Source organism: Avibacterium sp. 20-132 (assembly GCF_023611925.1).
Taxonomy (GTDB): domain Bacteria; phylum Pseudomonadota; class Gammaproteobacteria; order Enterobacterales; family Pasteurellaceae; genus Avibacterium.
On sequence record NZ_CP091456.1, the window covers coordinates 2,431,758 to 2,452,794 of the forward strand.

Consider the following 21,037-nt stretch of genomic DNA (forward strand, 5'->3'; position numbering starts at 1 on the left):
GCGGTGAAATTTCACCGCATTTTTTATCTCAGCAAAATTTCCCTTGCATATTTTCAAAAATGAATATAAATTCAAAACAAATGAATAATTATAAAAGGAAGTTATGCGTAGCACCGAACTTGTACAGTGGTTTCGACAATCCACGCCCTATGTAAATATGCACAGAGGCAAAACCTTTGTGATTATGCTTGATGGCGACACCATTGCCAGCCCAAATTTCATCAATATTATCAATGACATTAGCCTACTCCACAGCCTTGGCATTAAATTAGCTATTGTGTTTGGCGCAAGGTTGCAAATTAATCATCTCCTTGAACAACAAGGCATTACACCAACGTACCATAAAAATATTCGCATTACCGATCCCCATAGTCTTGACATAGTAAAACAGGCAGTAGGTAAATTAAATTATGATATTGCCGCCCGTCTTTCCTTACGCTTACCTCATTCAGCGGTGATCAATGTCGTGAGTAGTAATGTTATTTTGGCACAACCGATTGGCGTAGATGAGGGGGTTGATTATCAACTCAGTGGAAAAATTCGTCGTATTGATAGTGAAAAAATTCAGCAACAACTGGATCAGGGATCCATTGTGCTACTCGGTCCTATCGCCCCTTCTGTAACAGGGGAAACCTTTAATTTACCTTTTGAAGAAATCGCAACACAAGTGGCAATCAAACTTAAAGCAGAAAAACTGATCGCGTTTTCTAATACACAAGGTATTTTAAATGAGCAGCAAGAAACCATTGCCGATTTGTTACCTCAAGAGGCAGAAAAATATTTAACTCAATTGATTTCCCAAAATCAATATCACAGCTCGCAAGCCCGCTTCTTGCAGGCGGCGATTGAGGTTTGTCGTGCGGGGGTAAAACGTTCTCATTTATTAAGTTATGAAGAAGATGGTTCATTGCTACAAGAACTGTTTACTCGAGATGGTGTGGGAACGCAGCTTTCAATGGAAAATTCAGAACATATTCGCCTTGCCAACGTGGCGGATATTCCCGCATTATTAGAGCTTATCCACCCATTGGAACAGCAAGGCATCTTGGTTAAACGTTCTCGTGAGCAACTTGAAATGGAGATTGCAAATTACACCATTATTGATCGTGATGGCGTAGTCATTGCTTGCGCAGCACTTAATATTTATCCACAGGAAAAAATGGCAGAAATGGCGTGCGTTGCCGTTCACCCTGATTATCGTAATTCTTCTCGCGGCGATATTTTATTAGAAGCCATTCAAAAACGAGCAAAAGAACAGCAAATTGAGAAATTATTTGTCCTCACCACGCGTACAGTACATTGGTTTCAAGAACGAGGATTTTACTTAGCTCAGGTAGAAGATCTGCCCGTAGAAAAAAGAGAAAAATACAATTATCAGCGTCGTTCCAAGATTTTGATTCAACATTTAGAGGCATAACATCACAACAAAGGGGCAACATTTGCCCCTTATTTTTGCACTTTATTTTATGCCTAAACAAAGGTATTTTAGCTCTAAAAATTCTTCTATACCATAACGAGAACCTTCTCGCCCAATACCCGATTCTTTCACTCCACCAAATGGGGCAAATTCATTCGTAACCAATCCTTCATTAATGCCCACGATACCATATTCTAAGGCTTCTGATACTCGCCAAATACGATGAATATTTTGTGTGAAAAAGTAAGCTGCTAGCCCAAATTCGGTATCATTTGCCATTGCGATGCCCTCTTCTTCCGTGTCAAACTTAAAAATTGGTGCTAAAGGAGCAAAGGTTTCTTCTTTGGCAACTAACATTGTCTGGTCAACGTCTTTTAAAACCGTGGGTTGAAAAAATGTGCCACCAAGATTGGCAGGTTTACCGCCAAGTACAAGTTTCGCCCCTTTTTGTAACGCATCATCAATGTGACTTTGTACTTTATCCACAGCACTTTGGCGGATTAATGGCCCCATTGTCACATTAGGTTCATTGGCTTTACCCAAGGTAATTTGTTGTACTTTTTCGCTGAATTTTTGCAAAAATGCCGTATAAATTCCCGATTGTACATAAATGCGATTCGTACAGATACAAGTTTGCCCTGCATTACGGAATTTAGACGCAAACACACCTTCCACGGCAGTGTCTAAATCCGCATCATCAAATACCAAAGCGGGTGCATTACCTCCCAGTTCTAAGGATAATTTTTTCACCGTACTCGCCGATTGTGCCATTAATAGTTTGCCCACCTTGGTTGAACCGGTGAACGTTAATTTGCGAATAATTGGGCTTGCTGTAAGCACTTTTCCAACTTCTACGGCTTGGGTGGTAGGAATGACATTCAACAAACCTTTTGGCAACCCCGCTTGGCTGGCTAATTCCGCGAGGGCTAAGGCAGATAATGGGGTTTCAGGAGCAGGTTTTAGCACCACAGCACAGCCAGCCGCCAAAGCAGGCGCAGCTTTTCTGGTAATCATAGCATTAGGAAAATTCCAAGGGGTAATAGCAGCCACCACACCAATAGGCTGTTTTATTGCCATTAAACGATGATGACCTTTATCTGACGGCAACATATCCCCTTGAATTCGCTTTGCTTCTTCGGCAAACCATTGGATAAAACTTGCCCCATAAAGCACTTCACCACGACTTTCAGCAATCGGTTTTCCTTGTTCTAAACTAATGAGTTGTGCAAGCGCTTCTTGATGTTGCAACACCAAATCATACCAATGGGTTAAAATATTCGCTCGCTCTTTCGGCAATGTCTGTTTCCACTGTTTCTGTGCCTGTTCCGCGGCTAAAATGGCACGTTCTGTTTCTACTACACCTAAATCGGCCACTTGGCAAATTTCTTGTTGTGTTGCAGGGTTTAGCACCGCAAAAGTTTGCCCATTTGCACTTTCGACATATTCACCATTAATATAGCCTTTTGTTTTGATTAATGAAAATGTTTGCATTTTGTCTCTCTCTTTTTGAAAAACGATGCTTAAAAGATACTCGCGCAATTAAAAGCTTGTCTAGTCTTTTTTTATGTTTTCCTCGCAATTAGCCATTTTGAATGCAGGCATTTTGTTAGCTAGATCGCAAAATTGAGATTTATTTTGTAAAAATATTTTTTCTTATGTAAATTTATTTGCCAATTGCTCAAAGTTCTGATATTTATACCGCTCTTTAAAAAGAGCCTAATTTTGAGATGGAAATAGGCTCTCCTCAAAAAGTCTTAACTTAACGCGAAAGTGCGGTCAAAAATATAGCTGAATTTTGCTATTCCTATGGTGATAATGAGGTCAGTTATACTAAGTTAAAATGGATGAATTACTATTAGGAGATACCAATGACTCAATCCTCTTTAAGTTTATTAGCGTTAGCCGGAGTGGAGCCTTATCAACCAAAAGAAGGTGAAGAATATATGAATGATGATCAAATTCTTCACTTTAGAAAAATCCTTGAAGCGTGGCACGCACAAATTCAAGAAGAAACCTCACGCACTGTGGCTTATATGCAAGATGAAGCATCAAACTTCCCTGATCCCGCAGATCGCGCCACGCAGGAAGAGGAATTTAGCTTAGAATTACGCAATCGCGATCGTGAACGTAAATTAATGAAAAAAATTGAACATACACTGAAAAAAATCGACAGTGGCGATTTCGGCTATTGTGATTCCTGCGGTATTGAAATTGGTATTCGCCGCTTAGAGGCTCGCCCAACCGCCGATCTTTGCATTGATTGTAAAACCTTATCTGAAATTCGTGAGAAACAGATGATCGGCTAATGCGCCGACATAAAGAGGTTTATTAAGTTACAAAGTGCGGTAATTTTTCACCGCACTTTTGATTAATATCATTTCGCTTTTTAAGCAAGGGGTTCGCTATTTTAACCTTAATTAAAAATCTGTTTAAAAAGAAAACAGATAACGCAACACAAGAAACGAGCTCGAAAAAAATTTCTCATAAACGAGCAAATAAAAAACAGATTAAAGCCAGCCCTAGCAAAGCTAGACCTGCTGTGGCTTTAGTAGAAAATGCCACGTCGCGAGAAAAAAAACCGCAAGGCAAAACAGCTCATCGCACTCAGAAACATATTATTAATGCGTCACAATATGGTATTCAACCGAGAATGATCAGTAAAAATGCGCTTACGGTGGTGCAAAAATTACAACGTAACGGTTATGAAGCCTATGTGGTAGGCGGCTGTTTGCGAGATTTGTTACTGGATAAAAAACCCAAAGATTTTGATGTGGCAACCAATGCCCGTCCAGAACAAATTCAAGCCATTTTTCAACGCCAATGCCGTTTGATTGGTCGCCGTTTTCGCTTGGCACACGTGATGTTTGGACGTGATATTATCGAAGTCGCCACTTTCCGCGCTAGCCATTCTGAACATAATAACGAACGCCAATCTAAGCAAAGTGATGAAGGAATGTTACTGCGTGATAATGTGTACGGCACGCTAGAACAAGATGCGGAACGCCGTGATTTCAGCGTAAATGCCCTTTATTATAATCCGCAAGATAACACGCTGCGTGATTTCTACAACGGCATTGAAGATATTAAAGCGGGCAAATTACGTTTAATTGGTGATCCCGTCATTCGCTATCAAGAAGATCCTGTGCGTATGTTGCGTGCCATTCGCTTTATGGCAAAATTGGATATGTTTTTAGAAAAGCCGACAGAAGCGCCAATCAAACAAATGGCACACCTATTACGCAATATTCCGCCAGCTCGCTTATACGATGAGGCACAAAAACTCTTACAAACAGGTAATGGCGTAAAAACCTATCATCTACTGCGCCAATACACCTTGTTTGATCAGCTTTTCCCAACGCTAATACCTTATTTCACCGAAAAGCAAGATAGCTTTGCAGAGCGAATGATTTTGACTGCGCTCACCTCTACCGATGAACGCATTGCCGATAAATTACGCATTAACCCCGCCTTTTTATTTGCCTGCTTTTTCTGGTATCCATTAAGAGAAAAAGTGGAAATGCTGAAAAATGAAGGTGGCTTAAATAACCACGATGCCTACGCCTTAGCCAGCAACGACATTCTTGATCAGCTTTGCACAAGCCTTGCTGCACCGCGCCGCCATACTGGGGTGATTCGTGATATTTGGTTCTTACAATTACAATTGCTCAAACGTAATGGTAACGCCCCAATACGTGTAATGGCACACCCTAAATTCCGTGCAGCCTTTGATTTGCTCGCAATGCGCGCACAAGTGGAAGGGGGGGAATCCATTGAATTGGCAACTTGGTGGCACGAATATCAATTTAGTAACGACGCACAACGTAATGAGTTGCTGAAAGCGCATCAAAAACGTCATCCAATCGCAAAGAAAAAACGTTATCGTCCAAGAAGACGTAAAACCCAGAAAGAGCAAGTTGTATAATGAAACAGGTTTATATCGCTTTAGGCAGTAATTTAGCTACCCCAGTGAAACAATTAGAAAACGCACTGCACGCGTTAGGGCAACTGCCTCACTCACAATTAATGCGCGTCAGCCATTTTTATCAAAGCAAGCCTTTAGGTCCACAAGATCAACCTGATTATGTCAATGCGGTAGCCTGCCTAGCCACTGCATTATCCCCATTAGCATTACTTGATGAGCTGCAACGTATTGAGCAAGAACAAGGGCGTGTCCGTTTACGACGTTGGGGTGAACGCACCTTAGATTTAGATATTCTGCTTTACGGAGACGACATCATTCAATCTGAACGCTTAACGATCCCACATTATGATATGCAGAATCGCGAATTTGTTATCGTGCCATTGTATGATATTGCCCCTAATTTAATCTTGCCTGATGGTAAAAAAATCGTAGATCTCGTACAAGGTTTCAGTAATCACGAAATGAAAATACGGCAAAAAAGCACCGCACTTTAAAAAGAGCTGCCTTCTCTGCATAGGATTGAATAATGGCAAAAAAACTCACGATTAAAGATATTGCTGCCTTAGCTGGCGTAGGAAAATCAACCGTTTCTCGCGTATTAAACCAAGATAGCAACGTGAGTACGGAAACACGCGAGAAAATTCAAGCGATTATTCAAGCACATAACTTTACCCCTTCGCAATCTGCACGGGCGATGCGTGGACAAGGCAACCCAATGATCGGCATTATTGTTACGCGTTTAACGTCTAATGCGGAAAACCAAGCCCTTTCCGCAATGCTCCCTCTACTCTACGCGGCGAACTGTGAACCCATTATTGTAGAAAGCCAAATGGAAATGCACCGTTTGCAGGAACATCTCAACTTCTTTCAACAACGCCGTGTTGATGGTGTCATTTTATTTGCGTTTTCAGGCTTAGAAGAACAAGATCTGCAAGGTTGGGAAAAAAAATTAGTGGTTATTGCACGCCATTATGTGCAATTTTCTTGTGTGTACTATGATGAACAACGTGCCGTAACCCTGTTACTTGAAACCTTGCATCAACAAGGTCATCAAAAAATCGCTTATCTTGGTGTACAAGAAAGCGATATGACGACAGGTTACTTGCGCCATCAAGCCTATCTTCACTTTTGTCAAGCTCATCAGCTTTCACCTTATGCCGTGCTAGGTGAGCTAAGCTATGACAGTGCTTATCAATTAGCAAGTGCGGTGGATTTTTCGCAAATTTCTGCCATTGTCTGTGCCACCGACACCTTGGCAATCGGGATAGTCAAATGGTTGCAAGAACACCAAATTACTCACATTCGCGTAGCTGGCATCGGTAACAATCCGCTATTACGATTTCTCTTCCCTCAAACTTTGAGTGTCGATCTCGGCTTTACTACTGCCGGTAAACAAGCAGTCAAACAACTCTTTCATTTACTGGAACACAAAGAAATTAAGGCGAATTGCATTGATTGTGGGTTGGTTTAGATCTTTTTACGCTATTTGCCATATCTCATTTTTCCGTAAAATAATGTCTTTTTATTACAATGAAATACAGACGATCAAGATGAACAATAGCCAAATTGATACGAAAGAAAAGGTTAAAACAGTGCATTTTCACGCTATTTGGCGTATTCAATCTCCGTTTCATTCATTAATTCCCCTTCGTTGCATCTAAATCTGTGATTTAGATCACAGATTGGGAACGTTCCCATTGAGAGAAAAATAAAAATGCGTAAGATACGCACGAACATTTTTTAGACGAAAGGAAAAATTATGGCAAAGAAAATTCATCCTCAATATATTACCCAATTAATCCAGTTAATTGGTGGGAAAGAGAATATTGCCACAGCGAGCCATTGCATCACGCGTTTACGTTTCGTGTTAAATCAACCTGAAATTGCTGATGTGAAAGGCATTGAAGCGTTGCCTATGGTGAAAGGCTGCTTTACCAATGCCGGGCAATTTCAAGTGGTGATTGGGCCTGAAGTGGATCTTTATTACCAAGAATTGCTTAAACAAACGCAAATTTCTGAGGCAAATAAAGAGCAAGCGAAAATCGCTGCACGCCAAAATATGAAATGGTATGAACAACTTATCTCACATTTTGCGGAGATCTTTATTCCTCTTTTACCTGCCTTAATTAGCGGAGGGTTGATTTTAGGTTTCCGCAATGTAATTGGGGATATTCCAATGTTTGACGGCAAAACCTTAGTGCAAACACACCCAATGTGGGCAACTATCCATTCTTTCCTATGGCTAATTGGTGAAGCAATTTTCTTCTATTTACCAGTAGGAATTTGCTGGTCCACCGTGAAAAAAATGGGAGGCTCACCCATTTTGGGAATCGTGCTTGGGGTAACCTTGGTTTCACCACAATTAATGAATTCTTACGAACTTGGCTCAAAAATTCCTGAAATGTGGGATTTCGGTTGGTTCGCTATTGATAAAGTGGGTTACCAAGCTCAAGTTATTCCATCAATTATGGCGGGGTTAGCCTTAGGCTGGATCGAAACGCGCTTACGTCGCATTGTGCCAGCTTCATTGAATTTAGTGATTGTGCCTGTTACCTCGTTAATTATCACCGTATTCCTTGCGCATTCTATTATCGGCCCTATTGGTCGTGAAATCGGTAATGGCGTGGCTTATGTCGTCCGCGCAGGATTAACAGGCAGTTTCGCGCCAATCGGTGCAACGTTATTTGGCTTTCTTTATGCTCCATTAGTTATCACGGGGGTTCATCAAACTACCCTCGCCATTGATATGCAAATGATTCAAAATATTGGAGGCACGCCCGTATGGCCAATGATTGCCCTTTCAAATATCGCACAAGCGTCTGCGGTGTTAGCCATTGTAATTGTAAGCAAAAAAGCCAATGAACGTGAAATTTCTGTGCCAGCAACCATTTCTGCTTACCTAGGTGTTACCGAGCCTGCAATGTATGGGATCAACTTGAAATACCGTTTCCCTATGCTTTGTGCAATGATCGGCTCAGCTTGTGCAGGTCTAATTTGTGGCTTAAATGGCGTGCTGGCAAACAGTATTGGTGTGGGTGGTTTACCCGGCATTCTTTCCATTCAATTACCATTCTGGGGTGTGTTTGCCTTTGCGATGGTGGTTGCCGTGGTTGTGCCACTCATTTTAACAATGATCGTGTATAAACGTCGTGCTGCCAATGGCACACTTCCACAATAACAGCGAGGCAAAAATGATAGAAAAAAATACCGCACTTTCTCACCCTCAATGGTGGAAAAACGGCGTAATTTATCAAATTTATCCAAAAAGTTTCCAAGATACCACCGGCAATGGCATTGGTGATTTACAAGGCATTATTCAGCGCTTAGATTATTTACAAAAACTGGGTATAGATGCCATTTGGATCACGCCAATTTATGTGTCGCCTCAAGTAGATAATGGCTATGATGTGGCAGATTATTGTGCCATCGATCCCATTTACGGCACAATGCAAGATTTTGAGCAACTGGTTTTTCAAGCGCATCAACGTCATATCCGTATTATTATGGATATGGTGTTTAATCACACTTCAACGGAACATCAATGGTTCAAAGCGGCACAAGATCCACAAAGCCCTTATCACCAATTTTATATTTGGCGAGGGGATGATGTCACTACCCCACCAAATAACTGGCGTTCTAAATTTGGTGGCAACGCGTGGAAATGGAATGAACGCGTGGGCAAACATTATTTACACCTTTTCGCCACAGAGCAGGCGGATCTGAATTGGGAAAATCCACAAGTGCGGTCAGAATTACAAAAAATTTGTCATTTTTGGGCAGACAAAGGCGTAGATGGGTTACGTTTAGATGTCATTAATCTGGTTTCCAAGCAACAAGATTTTCCTAATGATAATCAAGGTGATGGACGTCGTTTCTATACCGATGGCCCACGCATCCACGAATTTATGCAAGAATTAAGCCGCGAAGTGTTCCAACCTCGTAACTTAATGACAGTGGGTGAAATGTCCTCCACCCGCCTTGAGCATTGTCAGCAATATGCCAATCAGCAAGGTTCAGAATTATCAATGACCTTTAATTTCCATCATTTGAAAGTGGATTATCCAAATGGTGAAAAATGGACACTCGCCAAACCTGATTTTGTGGAATTAAAACAAATTTTTAATTATTGGCAACAAGGAATGCACGGCAAAGCGTGGAATGCACTATTTTGGTGTAACCACGATCAACCGCGCATTGTTTCGCGTTTTGGTGATGAAGGCAAATGGCATCAACAATCAGCCAAAATGCTAGCAATGGTATTACACGGAATGGAAGGCACGCCTTATATTTATCAAGGTGAAGAAATTGGAATGATTAATCCAAACTTCTCGAAAATTGAGCAATATCGTGATGTAGAAAGCCTGAATATGTTCGCTGAACTGCGTGAACAAGGAATGGATGAAAACCTATTAATAAAAATTCTGGCACAAAAATCTCGCGATAATAGCCGCACACCAATGCAATGGAATAATGGCACTTACTGCGGGTTCAGCCAAGTTGAGCCTTGGATTGGTGTTGGACAAACAGAGATTAACGTAGAACAGGCTTTGGCTGATGAACAATCGGTATTTTATACTTATCAACGCTTAATCGCCTTACGCAAACAATATCCAATTTTCATTGAGGGGAACTACCAAGATCTCAATCCAACTTCACCAAACCTATGGACTTATTTGCGTGAAAGTGCGGATGAAAAATTGTTAGTTTTAGCCAATTTAAGTAACGAGCCACAACACATTAAACTGCCGGAAAACTTGGCAAACCAGCAATGGATATTACTTGAAAATAGCCATATTCAGGTAACTGAACCTCAAGTAACAAGCCAGTTCACACTTGAACCGTTCCAAGGACTGTATTTCTATCAAAAATAAAAATTTGTAGAAAAACTACCGCTCTTTGCTCTGTGCTTGATACCTCAAGTGCAGAGCATTTTTAGAACATTTATTTTGTATTTAAATCCACTTTCTCGCATTGTCGTTTCTTCGTCACTTACTTCATTTTTTGCTACTTAACTGAGATATTCATTACAAATGGTATGCGCAGATATTCAAACTTTCTTCGTTATCACTCAGTTATAAGTCTAATTTCCTAAAAAGTCCTCATTCATCCAATGAAGACAAACATAACGAGAAAGAGAAAGGAGAAAAGAAGTGTTGACGTTCAGCACAGATTTAAGTGCAAAGAATAAATAAAAAGGTAAAGAGAGTAGCAAACCCATTTTAAAACCGTTTTAAATCGCACAGTGTGCGATTTAGGGGCTAAATAGCATTATTTTATCAAACGCTGAAAATAGGCTTGTACGTCCTCTAAAATATCCGCCTCGTCTTGTGGGGTTAAAACCAGAAATGGACGAGCTGGGATATTGCTCCCCGGATGATTAACGGATTTTCGCACAATGCCCCCAAAGCTCAAGGCTTTTTTGGTTACAGGCTTAATCTTATGGGGCTTGGTTTTGCCGCCAAATTGATGAATAGCGGCATAGGCTAAATTCGTGCCAACAATAGCCTCATCATTATCCCAACTGGCGCGAATGCTATTGCGCAACGCCCCACTATCAATTAAAGGCGAACCATTCGGGCGAGATTTTACCCCCAGCCATTTAGGGCGACCACCTGCCTGAAAGTTTTGATCGACTGCTGATTGCATCGTGCCTGCAAGGGTACGCATTAAAGGGGCGTTATAACGCACACCTTGGCTTAAGCGTTCCAATAGTTCAAACACTTCTTTTTCGTTGTTGATTTTTATTTCAATCATAGTTATATTGTCCTACTGACCGCTAGAAAAGCGATGAATTCTGCTGATCGCAGCCTATTTAAGATGGTTTAACCTGCTTGAATGTCCGAGAGCGTGTGGGGCTTCGCAGTACCCCCTAGCGGTTAGTAAACGCTTTATTCCATTCCCGCAAACTCACTTTCCTAAACGATTGTACAAAAACTTCATTTTCTAAAAATTTTAAAATTACTGTATACTTTTGTGCATCAATCTCTTTAAAAAACTGAAAGTGCTTATCCCTTGTTTCTACGATAAATTCAGGTTGATAAATCAAATCAGGTAATTGTGCATAATCTGATACATCAAAATCATCATTCTTGCGACTACTAAACTGCTTAATCAAAGTATCATCAGACAGCCACACGGTTGCGGTTTGGCTAGCGAGTTTGGCTTTATCTTCTGCATTTAGCACCCCCGCAGTAAATTTATATTCACGGCGTAGCTGGTTACGGATGGCAGTCAGTTGCGTGCTATTCGGTTTATCACCTAATTTTAATGCCTGTTTCGCGGTATTAAACTCTTTTTCAAATTGCTTAAAATCCCATTTAAAGCCAGTACCACTCATTTCCCGTTTGGCAAATTGGTGAGCGAGTTTTTCGGGGTGCAGGTCTAAATTGGGTTTATAACTTGTGCGCCCCACGTTGTAATCAAAGCCACGGTCAGTAATCACCCAACGATCTTCATTGACCTTAAACGCCGTGGTTTTCTCGGTTTCTCGTTGGTTAATTTTACGCTCATATTCCACCAATCGCCCTTCGCCTTGGCTAACTTCGAGGTTACGCCGCTTAATATCCCGCTCGGCAAGGGCAATCACCGTACAACGGCAATTAAAGCCATTAGGCGGGTAAAAGGTGTGCCAGAATGGATCATCGTAGGCATATACTAAACCATTCATTGCGCTATGACTTGGGCGGGTGCGATCATCATTGACGGCGCTATATTGCCAATAAGGGCGGTTATCTACATTATCTCGCATTTGTTGATACCACTGAGCAAAATCACCATCCTCAAAAGAGCAATGATTTTGTCGAATAAATAATTAACAAAAAAGCACCGCACTTACAAAATCGCTCAAATATGACTTATTTGAGTGAATTTTGGGTATTACGCGTAAAAAAGACAGCCCGCTATAAAGGAGAGCAAAAACCAGAGCAAGTAGCCGCTTATCAACATACATTGGAACAATACGATGAATATCAAGCCGTTTTATTGATGAAACAGGATTGGATACCTTTTATTACCGCCCTTATGCCTAATAATTGCTAAACGATACTTGCGCACATCATCTGTTGCAGCTCAAATCAAAGACCAAAATAGCCTATAATTACACTCATGATTTATTCAGCCACGATGGATAGGCGTTTATTTGAAGCAGAGTTTGAATGAGTATTGCGACTAATCTGTCAATTACATGATCGACAAATTTGCCACACCAACCTCAACCCCCATACTATTTTAGTACAACATTTCGTCACGCCAGAACAAAAATATTGGCTCTTAGAAATGCACAGAAAAATCGGGTAATAGTTGGAAAGCCCAAAATCTAACTAAATTACACCGCTCTTTTAATAAAGAGGGAAATAAACTGGCAATTCAATTTACTCAGCCAGATTGGAATGAAATTTTAGTTGGATATTGTAAATAATTTAGCAGCTATATAAATCCTTTTCTCTTATTTTGAATAAAAATAGAAATTTTTATTTGACTTTGCAAAAAGTGAATTTTAAAAATTTAATAACCTACTTAGATTTCAATCCTCTTTTATCTTTTGAGTAATAGAGTGAAAATATCCTCCTCCCTCCAAAAATGGAAAAACGCCACTGAGTTCCCTCAATGGCGTTCTTCTTTCATTCAAAACCTGGCGGTGCCCTACTCTCACATGGGAAACTCCCACACTACCATCGGCGTTACAGCGTTTCACTTCTAAGTTCGGCATGGATTTAGGTGGGTCCACTGCACTAACGCCGCCAAGATAATTCTTTCGCTTATCTAAAGCTTATCTCTCTTATCTACAGACTTCAAAGCCTTTCGCTCTAAAATCCCTACTCTCTCAATCAAAAACAAGCAAAAACCCTTGAGTGTTGTATAGTTAAGCCTCTCGGGCAATTAGTACTGGTTAGCTCAACGACTCACATCGCTTACACACCCAGCCTATCTACGTCTTAGTCTCAAACAACCCTTACCAACTTAAAGTCGGGGAGAACTCATCTTAAGGCAAGTTTCGTGCTTAGATGCTTTCAGCACTTATCTCTTCCGCATTTAGCTACCCAGCAGTGCCTCTGGCGAGACAACTGGTACACCAGTGATGCGTCCACTCCGGTCCTCTCGTACTAGGAGCAGCCCCTCTCAATTCTCCAACGCCCACGGCAGATAGGGACCGAACTGTCTCACGACGTTCTAAACCCAGCTCGCGTACCACTTTAAATGGCGAACAGCCATACCCTTGGGACCTACTTCAGCCCCAGGATGTGATGAGCCGACATCGAGGTGCCAAACACCGCCGTCGATATGAACTCTTGGGCGGTATCAGCCTGTTATCCCCGGAGTACCTTTTATCCGTTGAGCGATGGCCCTTCCATTCAGAACCACCGGATCACTATGACCTGCTTTCGCACCTGCTCGACTTGTCTGTCTCGCAGTTAAGCTTGCTTATACCATTGCACTAACCTGACGATGTCCGACCGTCATTAGCAAACCTTCGTGCTCCTCCGTTACCCTTTGGGAGGAGACCGCCCCAGTCAAACTACCCACCAGACACTGTCCGAACACCCGTTTCAGGCGCTTCGTTAGAACATCAAACGTTAAAGGGTGGTATTTCAACAACGACTCCACGATAACTGGCGTTACCGCTTCATAGTCTCCCACCTATCCTACACATCAAAATTCAAGGTTCAGTGTCAAGCTATAGTAAAGGTTCACGGGGTCTTTCCGTCTAGCCGCGGGTACACCGCATCTTCACGGCGATTTCAATTTCACTGAGTCTCGGGTGGAGACAGCCTGGCCATCATTATGCCATTCGTGCAGGTCGGAACTTACCCGACAAGGAATTTCGCTACCTTAGGACCGTTATAGTTACGGCCGCCGTTTACTGGGGCTTCGATCAGGAGCTTCTCTTTCGATTACACCATCAATTAACCTTCCAGCACCGGGCAGGCATCACACCCTATACGTCCACTTTCGTGTTTGCAGAGTGCTGTGTTTTTAATAAACAGTTGCAGCCAGCTGGTATCTTCGACTGGTTCATGCTCCATTCGCAAAGAACTTCACACTACGCCAGCGCACCTTCTCCCGAAGTTACGGTGCTATTTTGCCTAGTTCCTTCACCCGAGTTCTCTCAAGCGCCTGAGTATTCTCTACCTGACCACCTGTGTCGGTTTTCAGTACGGTTTAGTAAAGCCTGAAGCTTAGTGGCTTTTCCTGGAAGTGTGGTATCAGTTACTTCAGCTCCGTAGAGCCTCGTCATCATCTCTCTGTGTTGACAGTAGACCGGATTTGCCTAGTCTACCCACCTACCAACTTAAACGTACATTTCCAACAGTACGCTAACCTAACCTTCTCCGTCCCCACATCGCAGCTTTACCAAGTACGGGAATATTAACCCGTTTCCCATCGACTACGCTTTTCAGCCTCGCCTTAGGGGCCGACTCACCCTGCCCCGATTAACGTTGGACAGGAACCCTTGGTCTTCCGGCGAACGGGTTTTTCACCCGTTTTATCGTTACTTATGTCAGCATTCGCACTTGTGATACGTCCAGCAAACCTCTCAATTCACCTTCTTCCGCTTACACAACGCTCCCCTACCCAACAATCTTTCGATTGATGCCGCAGCTTCGGTACTATATTTTAGCCCCGTTACATCTTCCGCGCAGGCCGACTCGACTAGTGAGCTATTACGCTTTCTTTAAATGGTGGCTGCTTCTAAGCCAACATCCTAGCTGTCTAAGCCTTCCCACTTCGTTTCCCACTTAATATAGATTTTGGGACCTTAGCTGGCGGTCTGGGTTGTTTCCCTCTCCACGACGGACGTTAGCACCCGCCGTGTGTCTCCTGTGCAGTACTCTTTGGTATTCGGAGTTTGCATCGGTTTGGTAACCCGGGATGGGCCCCTAGCCGAAACAGTGCTCTACCCCCAAAGGTATTCACACAAGGCTCTACCTAAATAGATTTCGGGGAGAACCAGCTATCTCCCGGTTTGATTGGCCTTTCACCCCCAGCCACAGGTCATCCGCTAATTTTTCAACATTAGTCGGTTCGGTCCTCCAGTTAGTGTTACCCAACCTTCAACCTGCCCATGGCTAGATCACCGGGTTTCGGGTCTATACCTTGCAACTCATCGCCCAGTTAAGACTCGGTTTCCCTTCGGCTCCCTTATTCAGTTAACCTCGCTACAAAATATAAGTCGCTGACCCATTATACAAAAGGTACGCAGTCACCCCAAAGGGCTCCCACTGCTTGTACGTACAGGGTTTCAGGTTCTATTTCACTCCCCTCACCGGGGTTCTTTTCGCCTTTCCTTCACAGTACTGGTTCACTATCGGTCAATCAGGAGTATTTAGCCTTGGAGGATGGTCCCCCCATCTTCAAACAGGATTCCTCGTGTCCCGCCCTACTTCTCGTAAGCTTAGTACCACACGCGATTTTTTAGATACGGGGCTATCACCCTGTTTCGCTTGACTTCCCAGTCAATTCTCCTAAATCACTTGCTATCACTTACTGGCTACTCCGCTTTCGCTCGCCGCTACTCACAGAATCTCGGTTGATTTCTTTTCCTCGGGGTACTTAGATGTTTCAGTTCTCCCGGTTCGCCTTGTTTACCTAGTTTATTCAGTAAACAATGATAGGTTCTTCACCTATCGGGTTTCCCCATTCGGACATCGTGGGTTAAACGCTTCTTATCAACTCACCCACGCTTTTCGCAGATTAGCACGTCCTTCTTCGCCTCTGATTGCCAAGGCATCCGCCCTGTACGCTTTCTCACTTAACTATACAACCTCAAGGATTTTTTCCTTAAAGCTATCATCGTCATTCGTTGAGAATCGCTTACTTGCTTTTGTTCAAGTAAGTCTTCTTCTACTCAGACTTCTTCAATTCAGTGATAAACTTTATCCTTTATCACCGGCTTGAAAGTCTCTTCAGTTTTCAGCTTGTTTTTACATTGTTAAAGAGCAAATAGGATAATACTGATTTTGTGTACTATCATTACTAAATTCTCTGACTAAAATCTATCTTAAGTACACTTACTTAAGACAATCTAAAAGAACTTACTAATGATTTACATCTCATTAAATGATTTGGTGGAGATAAGCGGGATCGAACCGCTGACCTCCTGCGTGCAAGGCAGGCGCTCTCCCAGCTGAGCTATATCCCCAATCATTTCTTCTTCATCACTTGAGTGGTGGGTCTGAGTGGACTTGAACCACCGACCTCACCCTTATCAGGGGTGCGCTCTAACCACCTGAGCTACAGACCCTCAAGGATTCGGGTATTCCTTTGCTTCTCATTGTCTAACATCAATCAACCAATCTGTGTGAACATTCGTCTTCTCTTCGGTAAGGAGGTGATCCAACCGCAGGTTCCCCTACGGTTACCTTGTTACGACTTCACCCCAGTCATGAATCATACCGTGGTAAACGCCCCCCTCTCGGTTAAGCTATCTACTTCTGGTACAACCCACTCCCATGGTGTGACGGGCGGTGTGTACAAGGCCCGGGAACGTATTCACCGCGACATTCTGATTCGCGATTACTAGCGATTCCGACTTCATGGAGTCGAGTTGCAGACTCCAATCCGGACTTAGATGCACTTTCTGAGATTCGCTCACCCTCGCAGGCTCGCTTCCCTCTGTATGCACCATTGTAGCACGTGTGTAGCCCTACTCGTAAGGGCCATGATGACTTGACGTCATCCCCACCTTCCTCCAGTTTATCACTGGCAGTCTCCTTTGAGTTCCCACCCATAGTGCTGGCAACAAAGGATAAGGGTTGCGCTCGTTGCGGGACTTAACCCAACATTTCACAACACGAGCTGACGACAGCCATGCAGCACCTGTCTCAAAGTTCCCGAAGGCACAAACTCATCTCTGAGTTCTTCTTTGGATGTCAAGAGTAGGTAAGGTTCTTCGCGTTGCATCGAATTAAACCACATGCTCCACCGCTTGTGCGGGCCCCCGTCAATTCATTTGAGTTTTAACCTTGCGGCCGTACTCCCCAGGCGGTCGATTTATCACGTTAGCTACGGGCGCCAAGCTCAAAGCCCAACCCCCAAATCGACAGCGTTTACAGCGTGGACTACCAGGGTATCTAATCCTGTTTGCTCCCCACGCTTTCGCACATGAGCGTCAGTATCTCCCCAAGGGGCTGCCTTCGCCTTCGGTATTCCTCCACATCTCTACGCATTTCACCGCTACACGTGGAATTCTACCCCTCCCTAGAGTACTCTAGTAAACCAGTCTGAAATGCAATTCCCAAGTTAAGCTCGGGGATTTCACATCTCACTTAATTTACCGCCTGCGTGCCCTTTACGCCCAGTTATTCCGATTAACGCTCGCACCCTCCGTATTACCGCGGCTGCTGGCACGGAGTTAGCCGGTGCTTCTTCTGTGACTAACGTCAAATCAACGTGCTATTAACACGTCCACCTTCCTCATCACCGAAAGAACTTTACAACCCGAAGGCCTTCTTCATTCACGCGGCATGGCTGCGTCAGGGTTCCCCCCATTGCGCAATATTCCCCACTGCTGCCTCCCGTAGGAGTCTGGGCCGTGTCTCAGTCCCAGTGTGGCTGGTCATCCTCTCAGACCAGCTAGAGATCGCAGGCTTGGTAGGCCTTTACCCCACCAACTACCTAATCCCACTTGGGCTCACCTTATGGCTAGTGGCCTTGCGGTCCCACTACTTTAATCCTCAGATATTACGCGGTGTTAGCCATCGTTTCCAATGGTTATCCCCCTCCATAAAACAGATTCCCAAGCATTACTCACCCGTCCGCCACTCGTCAGCATCGAAAGCAAGCTTTCAACCCGTTACCGTTCGACTTGCATGTGTTAAGCCTGCCGCCAGCGTTCAATCTGAGCCATGATCAAACTCTTCAGTTTAATCTCGCTCAATGAATACATAACGTTATATTCTTTTCGAATTTCAAGTTAAGCATCATTGATTTCTAAATTTTAAATCTTTTTGAAAATCAACGAATGCCCACACAGATTGTCTGATTGATTGTTAAAGAGCAAAAAATAACGACGCGATTTGTATCATCTTTATTTCTACAACGTCGCGTCGTTGTGTGCGGCGTATTATAGACATCTCGAAAATCTTTGCAAGTGTTTTTTTGTAAAAAATAGTAAAAAAATACAAATTTTTACTAGAACACCTTAAGTAAATAAAAAACTTATCAAAAATGCGGCTTTTACCACTTATCTAACGCCTGCTGATCACTCTCTCGATGTTCAATCCACCGTTCGCCCTTATCTGTCTGCTCTTTTTTCCAAAAAGGCGCTTTGCTTTTCAGAAAATCCATAATAAATTCATTTGCTTGATAGGCTTCACCACGGTGAGGGGAACTGACCGCAACAAGCACGATTTCATCCCCCGTATGCAATAAACCAACACGATGAATGACAGCCACGCGTAATAACTGCCAACGGGAACAGGCTTCTTCCACGATTTCACGTAACGCTTTTTCGGTCATTGCAGGATAATGCTCTAGAAACAAACTGGATACATTATCTCCTAAATTCATTTCTCGCACTTTTCCTACGAAAATCACGGCAGCCCCAACATTATTCGGCGCAGACACCCAACGATAAACCGCATTTTGATCAAAATGTGCAGTTTGTACAGCTATTTGGATTTCTGCCATCTTATCCTCCTGTAACAGGTGGGAAAAAAGCAATTTCATCACCATTTTGTACTGCACTTTCAAGATTAGACAATGTTTGGTTAATCGCAACCAAAAGTTTTTCTTTATCTAATGCTAATGCCCATTTATCCCCTTTGGCACTTAAATGTTGGCGTAATGCTTCTGCATTGGCAAATTGTCCTGTTACTTCGATCTCATCAACACCAATTAACTCTCGTGTTTGGGCGAAAAATAATACTTTAATCATTCTGTTTTTCCTGCTAAAAAATGGCCAGATTTTCCACCGCACTTTTCTAAAAGGCGAATATGTTCAATCACGATATCTTTTTGCACCGCTTTACACATATCATAAATGGTTAAGGCAGCCACGCTTGCTGCGGTAAGTGCTTCCATTTCCACGCCTGTTTTGCCCGTTAATTTGCATAGGCTTTCAATACGCACTTGGTTACGCTCAGGTAAGGCAGTTAAAGAGACTTCCACTTTTGAAAGTAATAAAGGATGACATAATGGAATTAAATCCCAAGTCCGTTTTGCCGCTTGTATCCCTGCAATACGCGCGGTGGCAAAAACATCACCTTTGTGGTGTTGGCCTGATAAAATCATTTGCAAGGTAGAGGGTGACATTGTCACTAAAGCTTCTGCTCTTGCTTCACGAACCGTTTCTTGTTTGCCCGAAACGTCCACCATATTGGCTTCGCCATTGTTATTAATATGAGTAAATGTGGTCATCGTTATTCCTTTATTAACCGCCAATGCTGGCAAGATGATTACGCACTCCGCTATCACCATTATGTAAAAAATGATGTTCCCGTTTTCCTTGTAAGGCTGAAAATATACGTGCTTCTAATTGTGGCTGTTGCTCGTCATACTGTAATAAATCACGTAATTCAATGCCCTCCTCACCAAATAAACATAAATGCAATTTACCTTTTGCGGAGACTCGTAATCGATTGCAACTTGTACAGAAATTCTTTTCATAAGGCATAATTAAACCGATTTCCCCTTGATAGTCGGGGTGTTTGAACACTTTAGCAGGGCCATCTAAATAACCACGCGGTTGTAATTGCCAACCGGACTCAAGTAATTGATCAGCTAAAATTTGCCCAGATAGATGATAGCGTTGAAAAAATTGATCCATTTCGCCCGTCTGCATTAATTCAATAAATCGCATTTGAATGGGGCGATCTTTAATCCAATTGAGAAACGCCCCAAATTCTTGGGTATTCAGATTTTTCATTAATACAGCATTTACCTTTACCTTACGGTATCCCACCTCAAAAGCACGATCAATGCCTTGCATAATTTCAGCAAATTTATCTACCCCTGTAATACGTTGAAACATTTTAGCATCAAGGCTATCGACACTCACATTTATGGAGGTAATTCCTGCTTGTTTCCAAGCGGCTACCTCTTTTGCCATACGATAACCATTGGTTGTGAGCGCAATTTGCTTAATATGTTCAACTTGCTGAATGTGTTCCACGATTGAGAGGAAATCTCTGCGTAAGGTCGGCTCACCGCCCGTGATACGAATTTTTTCCGTACCAAGATGAGCAAAAGCACGCACCAAGCGAACAATTTCACTTTGAGTAAGAAAGCTCGGTTTATTTGGCTCTGGCTGATAACCATTGGGTAAACAATAGTTACAACGAAAATTGCACATATCTGTAATAGATAAGCGCAGATAATAATATTGGCGAGCAAACCCATCTATAAGACGCGTTTCTCCCACCTGCTTTATGGGAATTGTTTGCATTAGACACCTTTCTAAAATGAGAGAGGATAAGCCGTTTCCAACGTATCCCTGAGTAATACAACATTGTATTACTGGCATTGCTACCTTATTTCATCGTTAAATAAAACGTAGGCAAACAAGCTCGGAGTTATGCGAAAATTTTCTTTATTCTAAAGGTTTAAGCGAATTTAAGCTATACCTAGAATGAGATCTATATCAAAAAAGGGGATATTTTTTACTTATAAATCAATTATATAATATTTTATATAACGAAAATTTATAAAATTTACACCGCACTTTTGTTTAAATTTGTTTATACTTAACATCCGTCTCA

General features: G+C 42.6%; 15 protein-coding genes, 2 tRNA genes, 3 rRNA genes, 1 pseudogene and 1 riboswitch. Of the genes and pseudogenes, 9 read left to right on the plus strand and 12 right to left on the minus strand.

Annotated features, from left to right (window positions below):
• Positions 1-103: 103 nt before the first annotated feature.
• On the plus strand, positions 104-1,417 hold the full coding sequence (gene argA, locus L4F93_RS11760; protein WP_250350413.1) for an amino-acid N-acetyltransferase: 1,314 nt from the start codon (positions 104-106) through the stop codon (positions 1,415-1,417).
• A 42-nt stretch (positions 1,418-1,459) separates the two neighbouring features.
• Here the strand turns inward: argA and L4F93_RS11765 are convergent, their stop codons facing one another.
• Positions 1,460-2,908 (minus strand): NAD-dependent succinate-semialdehyde dehydrogenase, encoded by a 1,449-nt coding sequence (locus L4F93_RS11765; protein WP_250350414.1) that lies wholly within the window; start codon positions 2,906-2,908, stop codon positions 1,460-1,462.
• 377 nt (positions 2,909-3,285) lie between these two features.
• Here L4F93_RS11765 and dksA point away from each other — a divergent pair, with 377 nt between their 5' ends.
• The 6 genes from dksA to treC all read left to right on the plus strand — a co-directional run bounded on the left by dksA (position 3,286) and on the right by treC (position 10,210).
• Positions 3,286-3,723 carry an RNA polymerase-binding protein DksA gene (gene dksA, locus L4F93_RS11770; RefSeq protein ID WP_250350415.1) on the plus strand — a complete coding sequence of 146 codons (438 nt, stop codon included), beginning with the start codon at positions 3,286-3,288 and terminating at the stop codon, positions 3,721-3,723.
• 119 nt (positions 3,724-3,842) lie between these two features.
• Positions 3,843-5,339: a polynucleotide adenylyltransferase PcnB gene (gene pcnB, locus L4F93_RS11775; protein WP_268741079.1), complete on the plus strand. Its 1,497-nt coding sequence runs from the start codon at positions 3,843-3,845 to the stop codon at positions 5,337-5,339.
• Positions 5,339-5,833, plus strand: coding sequence for a 2-amino-4-hydroxy-6-hydroxymethyldihydropteridine diphosphokinase (gene folK, locus L4F93_RS11780; protein WP_250350416.1), 495 nt, complete (start codon positions 5,339-5,341; stop codon positions 5,831-5,833). Before pcnB ends, folK begins: the two co-directional genes overlap by 1 nt.
• Before the next feature lie 32 nt (positions 5,834-5,865).
• Positions 5,866-6,810 (plus strand): trehalose operon repressor TreR, encoded by a 945-nt coding sequence (gene treR, locus L4F93_RS11785; RefSeq protein ID WP_250350417.1) that lies wholly within the window; start codon positions 5,866-5,868, stop codon positions 6,808-6,810.
• Positions 6,811-7,098: 288 nt separating this feature from the next.
• Positions 7,099-8,517, plus strand: a complete 1,419-nt coding sequence (gene treB, locus L4F93_RS11790) for a PTS trehalose transporter subunit IIBC (RefSeq protein WP_250350418.1) — start codon at positions 7,099-7,101, stop codon at positions 8,515-8,517.
• Between the two features lie 13 nt (positions 8,518-8,530).
• Positions 8,531-10,210 (plus strand): alpha,alpha-phosphotrehalase, encoded by a 1,680-nt coding sequence (gene treC / locus L4F93_RS11795; RefSeq protein WP_250350419.1) that lies wholly within the window; start codon positions 8,531-8,533, stop codon positions 10,208-10,210.
• 397 nt (positions 10,211-10,607) lie between these two features.
• On the opposite strand, the gene L4F93_RS11800 is transcribed toward treC, so the two are convergent.
• Both L4F93_RS11800 and L4F93_RS11805 read right to left on the minus strand, forming a co-directional pair.
• On the minus strand, positions 10,608-11,093 hold the full coding sequence (locus L4F93_RS11800) for a phage virion morphogenesis protein (protein WP_250350420.1): 486 nt from the start codon (positions 11,091-11,093) through the stop codon (positions 10,608-10,610).
• 115 nt (positions 11,094-11,208) lie between these two features.
• The gene (locus tag L4F93_RS11805) at positions 11,209-12,087 is read right to left on the minus strand and encodes a phage minor head protein (RefSeq protein WP_250350421.1); all 879 of its coding nucleotides are present in this window, start codon (positions 12,085-12,087) and stop codon (positions 11,209-11,211) included.
• Positions 12,088-12,188: 101 nt separating this feature from the next.
• Between L4F93_RS11805 and L4F93_RS11810 the strand changes: the two genes are divergently transcribed.
• Together L4F93_RS11810 and L4F93_RS12480 are read left to right on the plus strand one after the other, a co-directional pair.
• On the plus strand, positions 12,189-12,377 hold the full coding sequence (locus tag L4F93_RS11810) for a hypothetical protein (RefSeq protein ID WP_250349671.1): 189 nt from the start codon (positions 12,189-12,191) through the stop codon (positions 12,375-12,377).
• Positions 12,378-12,500: 123 nt separating this feature from the next.
• Positions 12,501-12,756 (plus strand): annotated as a pseudogene (locus tag L4F93_RS12480) (lipopolysaccharide kinase InaA family protein).
• A gap of 211 nt (positions 12,757-12,967) precedes the next feature.
• On the opposite strand, the gene rrf reads toward L4F93_RS12480, so the two are convergent.
• The 9 genes from rrf to moaA form a co-directional block, all read right to left on the minus strand.
• A 5S ribosomal RNA gene (rrf, locus tag L4F93_RS11815) occupies positions 12,968-13,083 on the minus strand.
• A gap of 113 nt (positions 13,084-13,196) precedes the next feature.
• Positions 13,197-16,095: ribosomal RNA gene (locus L4F93_RS11820) — 23S ribosomal RNA — on the minus strand.
• A 308-nt stretch (positions 16,096-16,403) separates the two neighbouring features.
• Positions 16,404-16,479 (minus strand) — tRNA-Ala (locus L4F93_RS11825).
• A gap of 25 nt (positions 16,480-16,504) precedes the next feature.
• Positions 16,505-16,581 (minus strand) — tRNA-Ile (locus tag L4F93_RS11830).
• Between the two features lie 80 nt (positions 16,582-16,661).
• A 16S ribosomal RNA gene (locus tag L4F93_RS11835) occupies positions 16,662-18,204 on the minus strand.
• The 16S, 23S and 5S rRNA genes sit together here with 2 tRNA genes alongside, the layout of an rRNA operon.
• 311 nt (positions 18,205-18,515) lie before the next feature.
• Positions 18,516-18,968, minus strand: coding sequence for a molybdopterin synthase catalytic subunit MoaE (moaE, locus tag L4F93_RS11840; protein ID WP_250350422.1), 453 nt, complete (start codon positions 18,966-18,968; stop codon positions 18,516-18,518).
• A gap of 1 nt (position 18,969) precedes the next feature.
• Positions 18,970-19,215 carry a molybdopterin synthase sulfur carrier subunit gene (gene moaD, locus L4F93_RS11845; protein WP_250350423.1) on the minus strand — a complete coding sequence of 82 codons (246 nt, stop codon included), beginning with the start codon at positions 19,213-19,215 and terminating at the stop codon, positions 18,970-18,972.
• Entirely contained in the window at positions 19,212-19,697 is a 486-nt protein-coding gene (gene moaC / locus L4F93_RS11850; protein ID WP_250350424.1) for a cyclic pyranopterin monophosphate synthase MoaC, read from the minus strand. The genes moaD and moaC overlap by 4 nt, the downstream gene beginning before the upstream one ends.
• 13 nt (positions 19,698-19,710) lie before the next feature.
• Positions 19,711-20,724 carry a GTP 3',8-cyclase MoaA gene (gene moaA, locus L4F93_RS11855; protein ID WP_250350425.1) on the minus strand — a complete coding sequence of 338 codons (1,014 nt, stop codon included), beginning with the start codon at positions 20,722-20,724 and terminating at the stop codon, positions 19,711-19,713.
• A riboswitch (molybdenum cofactor riboswitch) is annotated at positions 20,713-20,863 on the minus strand. (Overlaps the previous gene by 12 nt.)
• Positions 20,864-21,037: the final 174 nt, after the last annotated feature.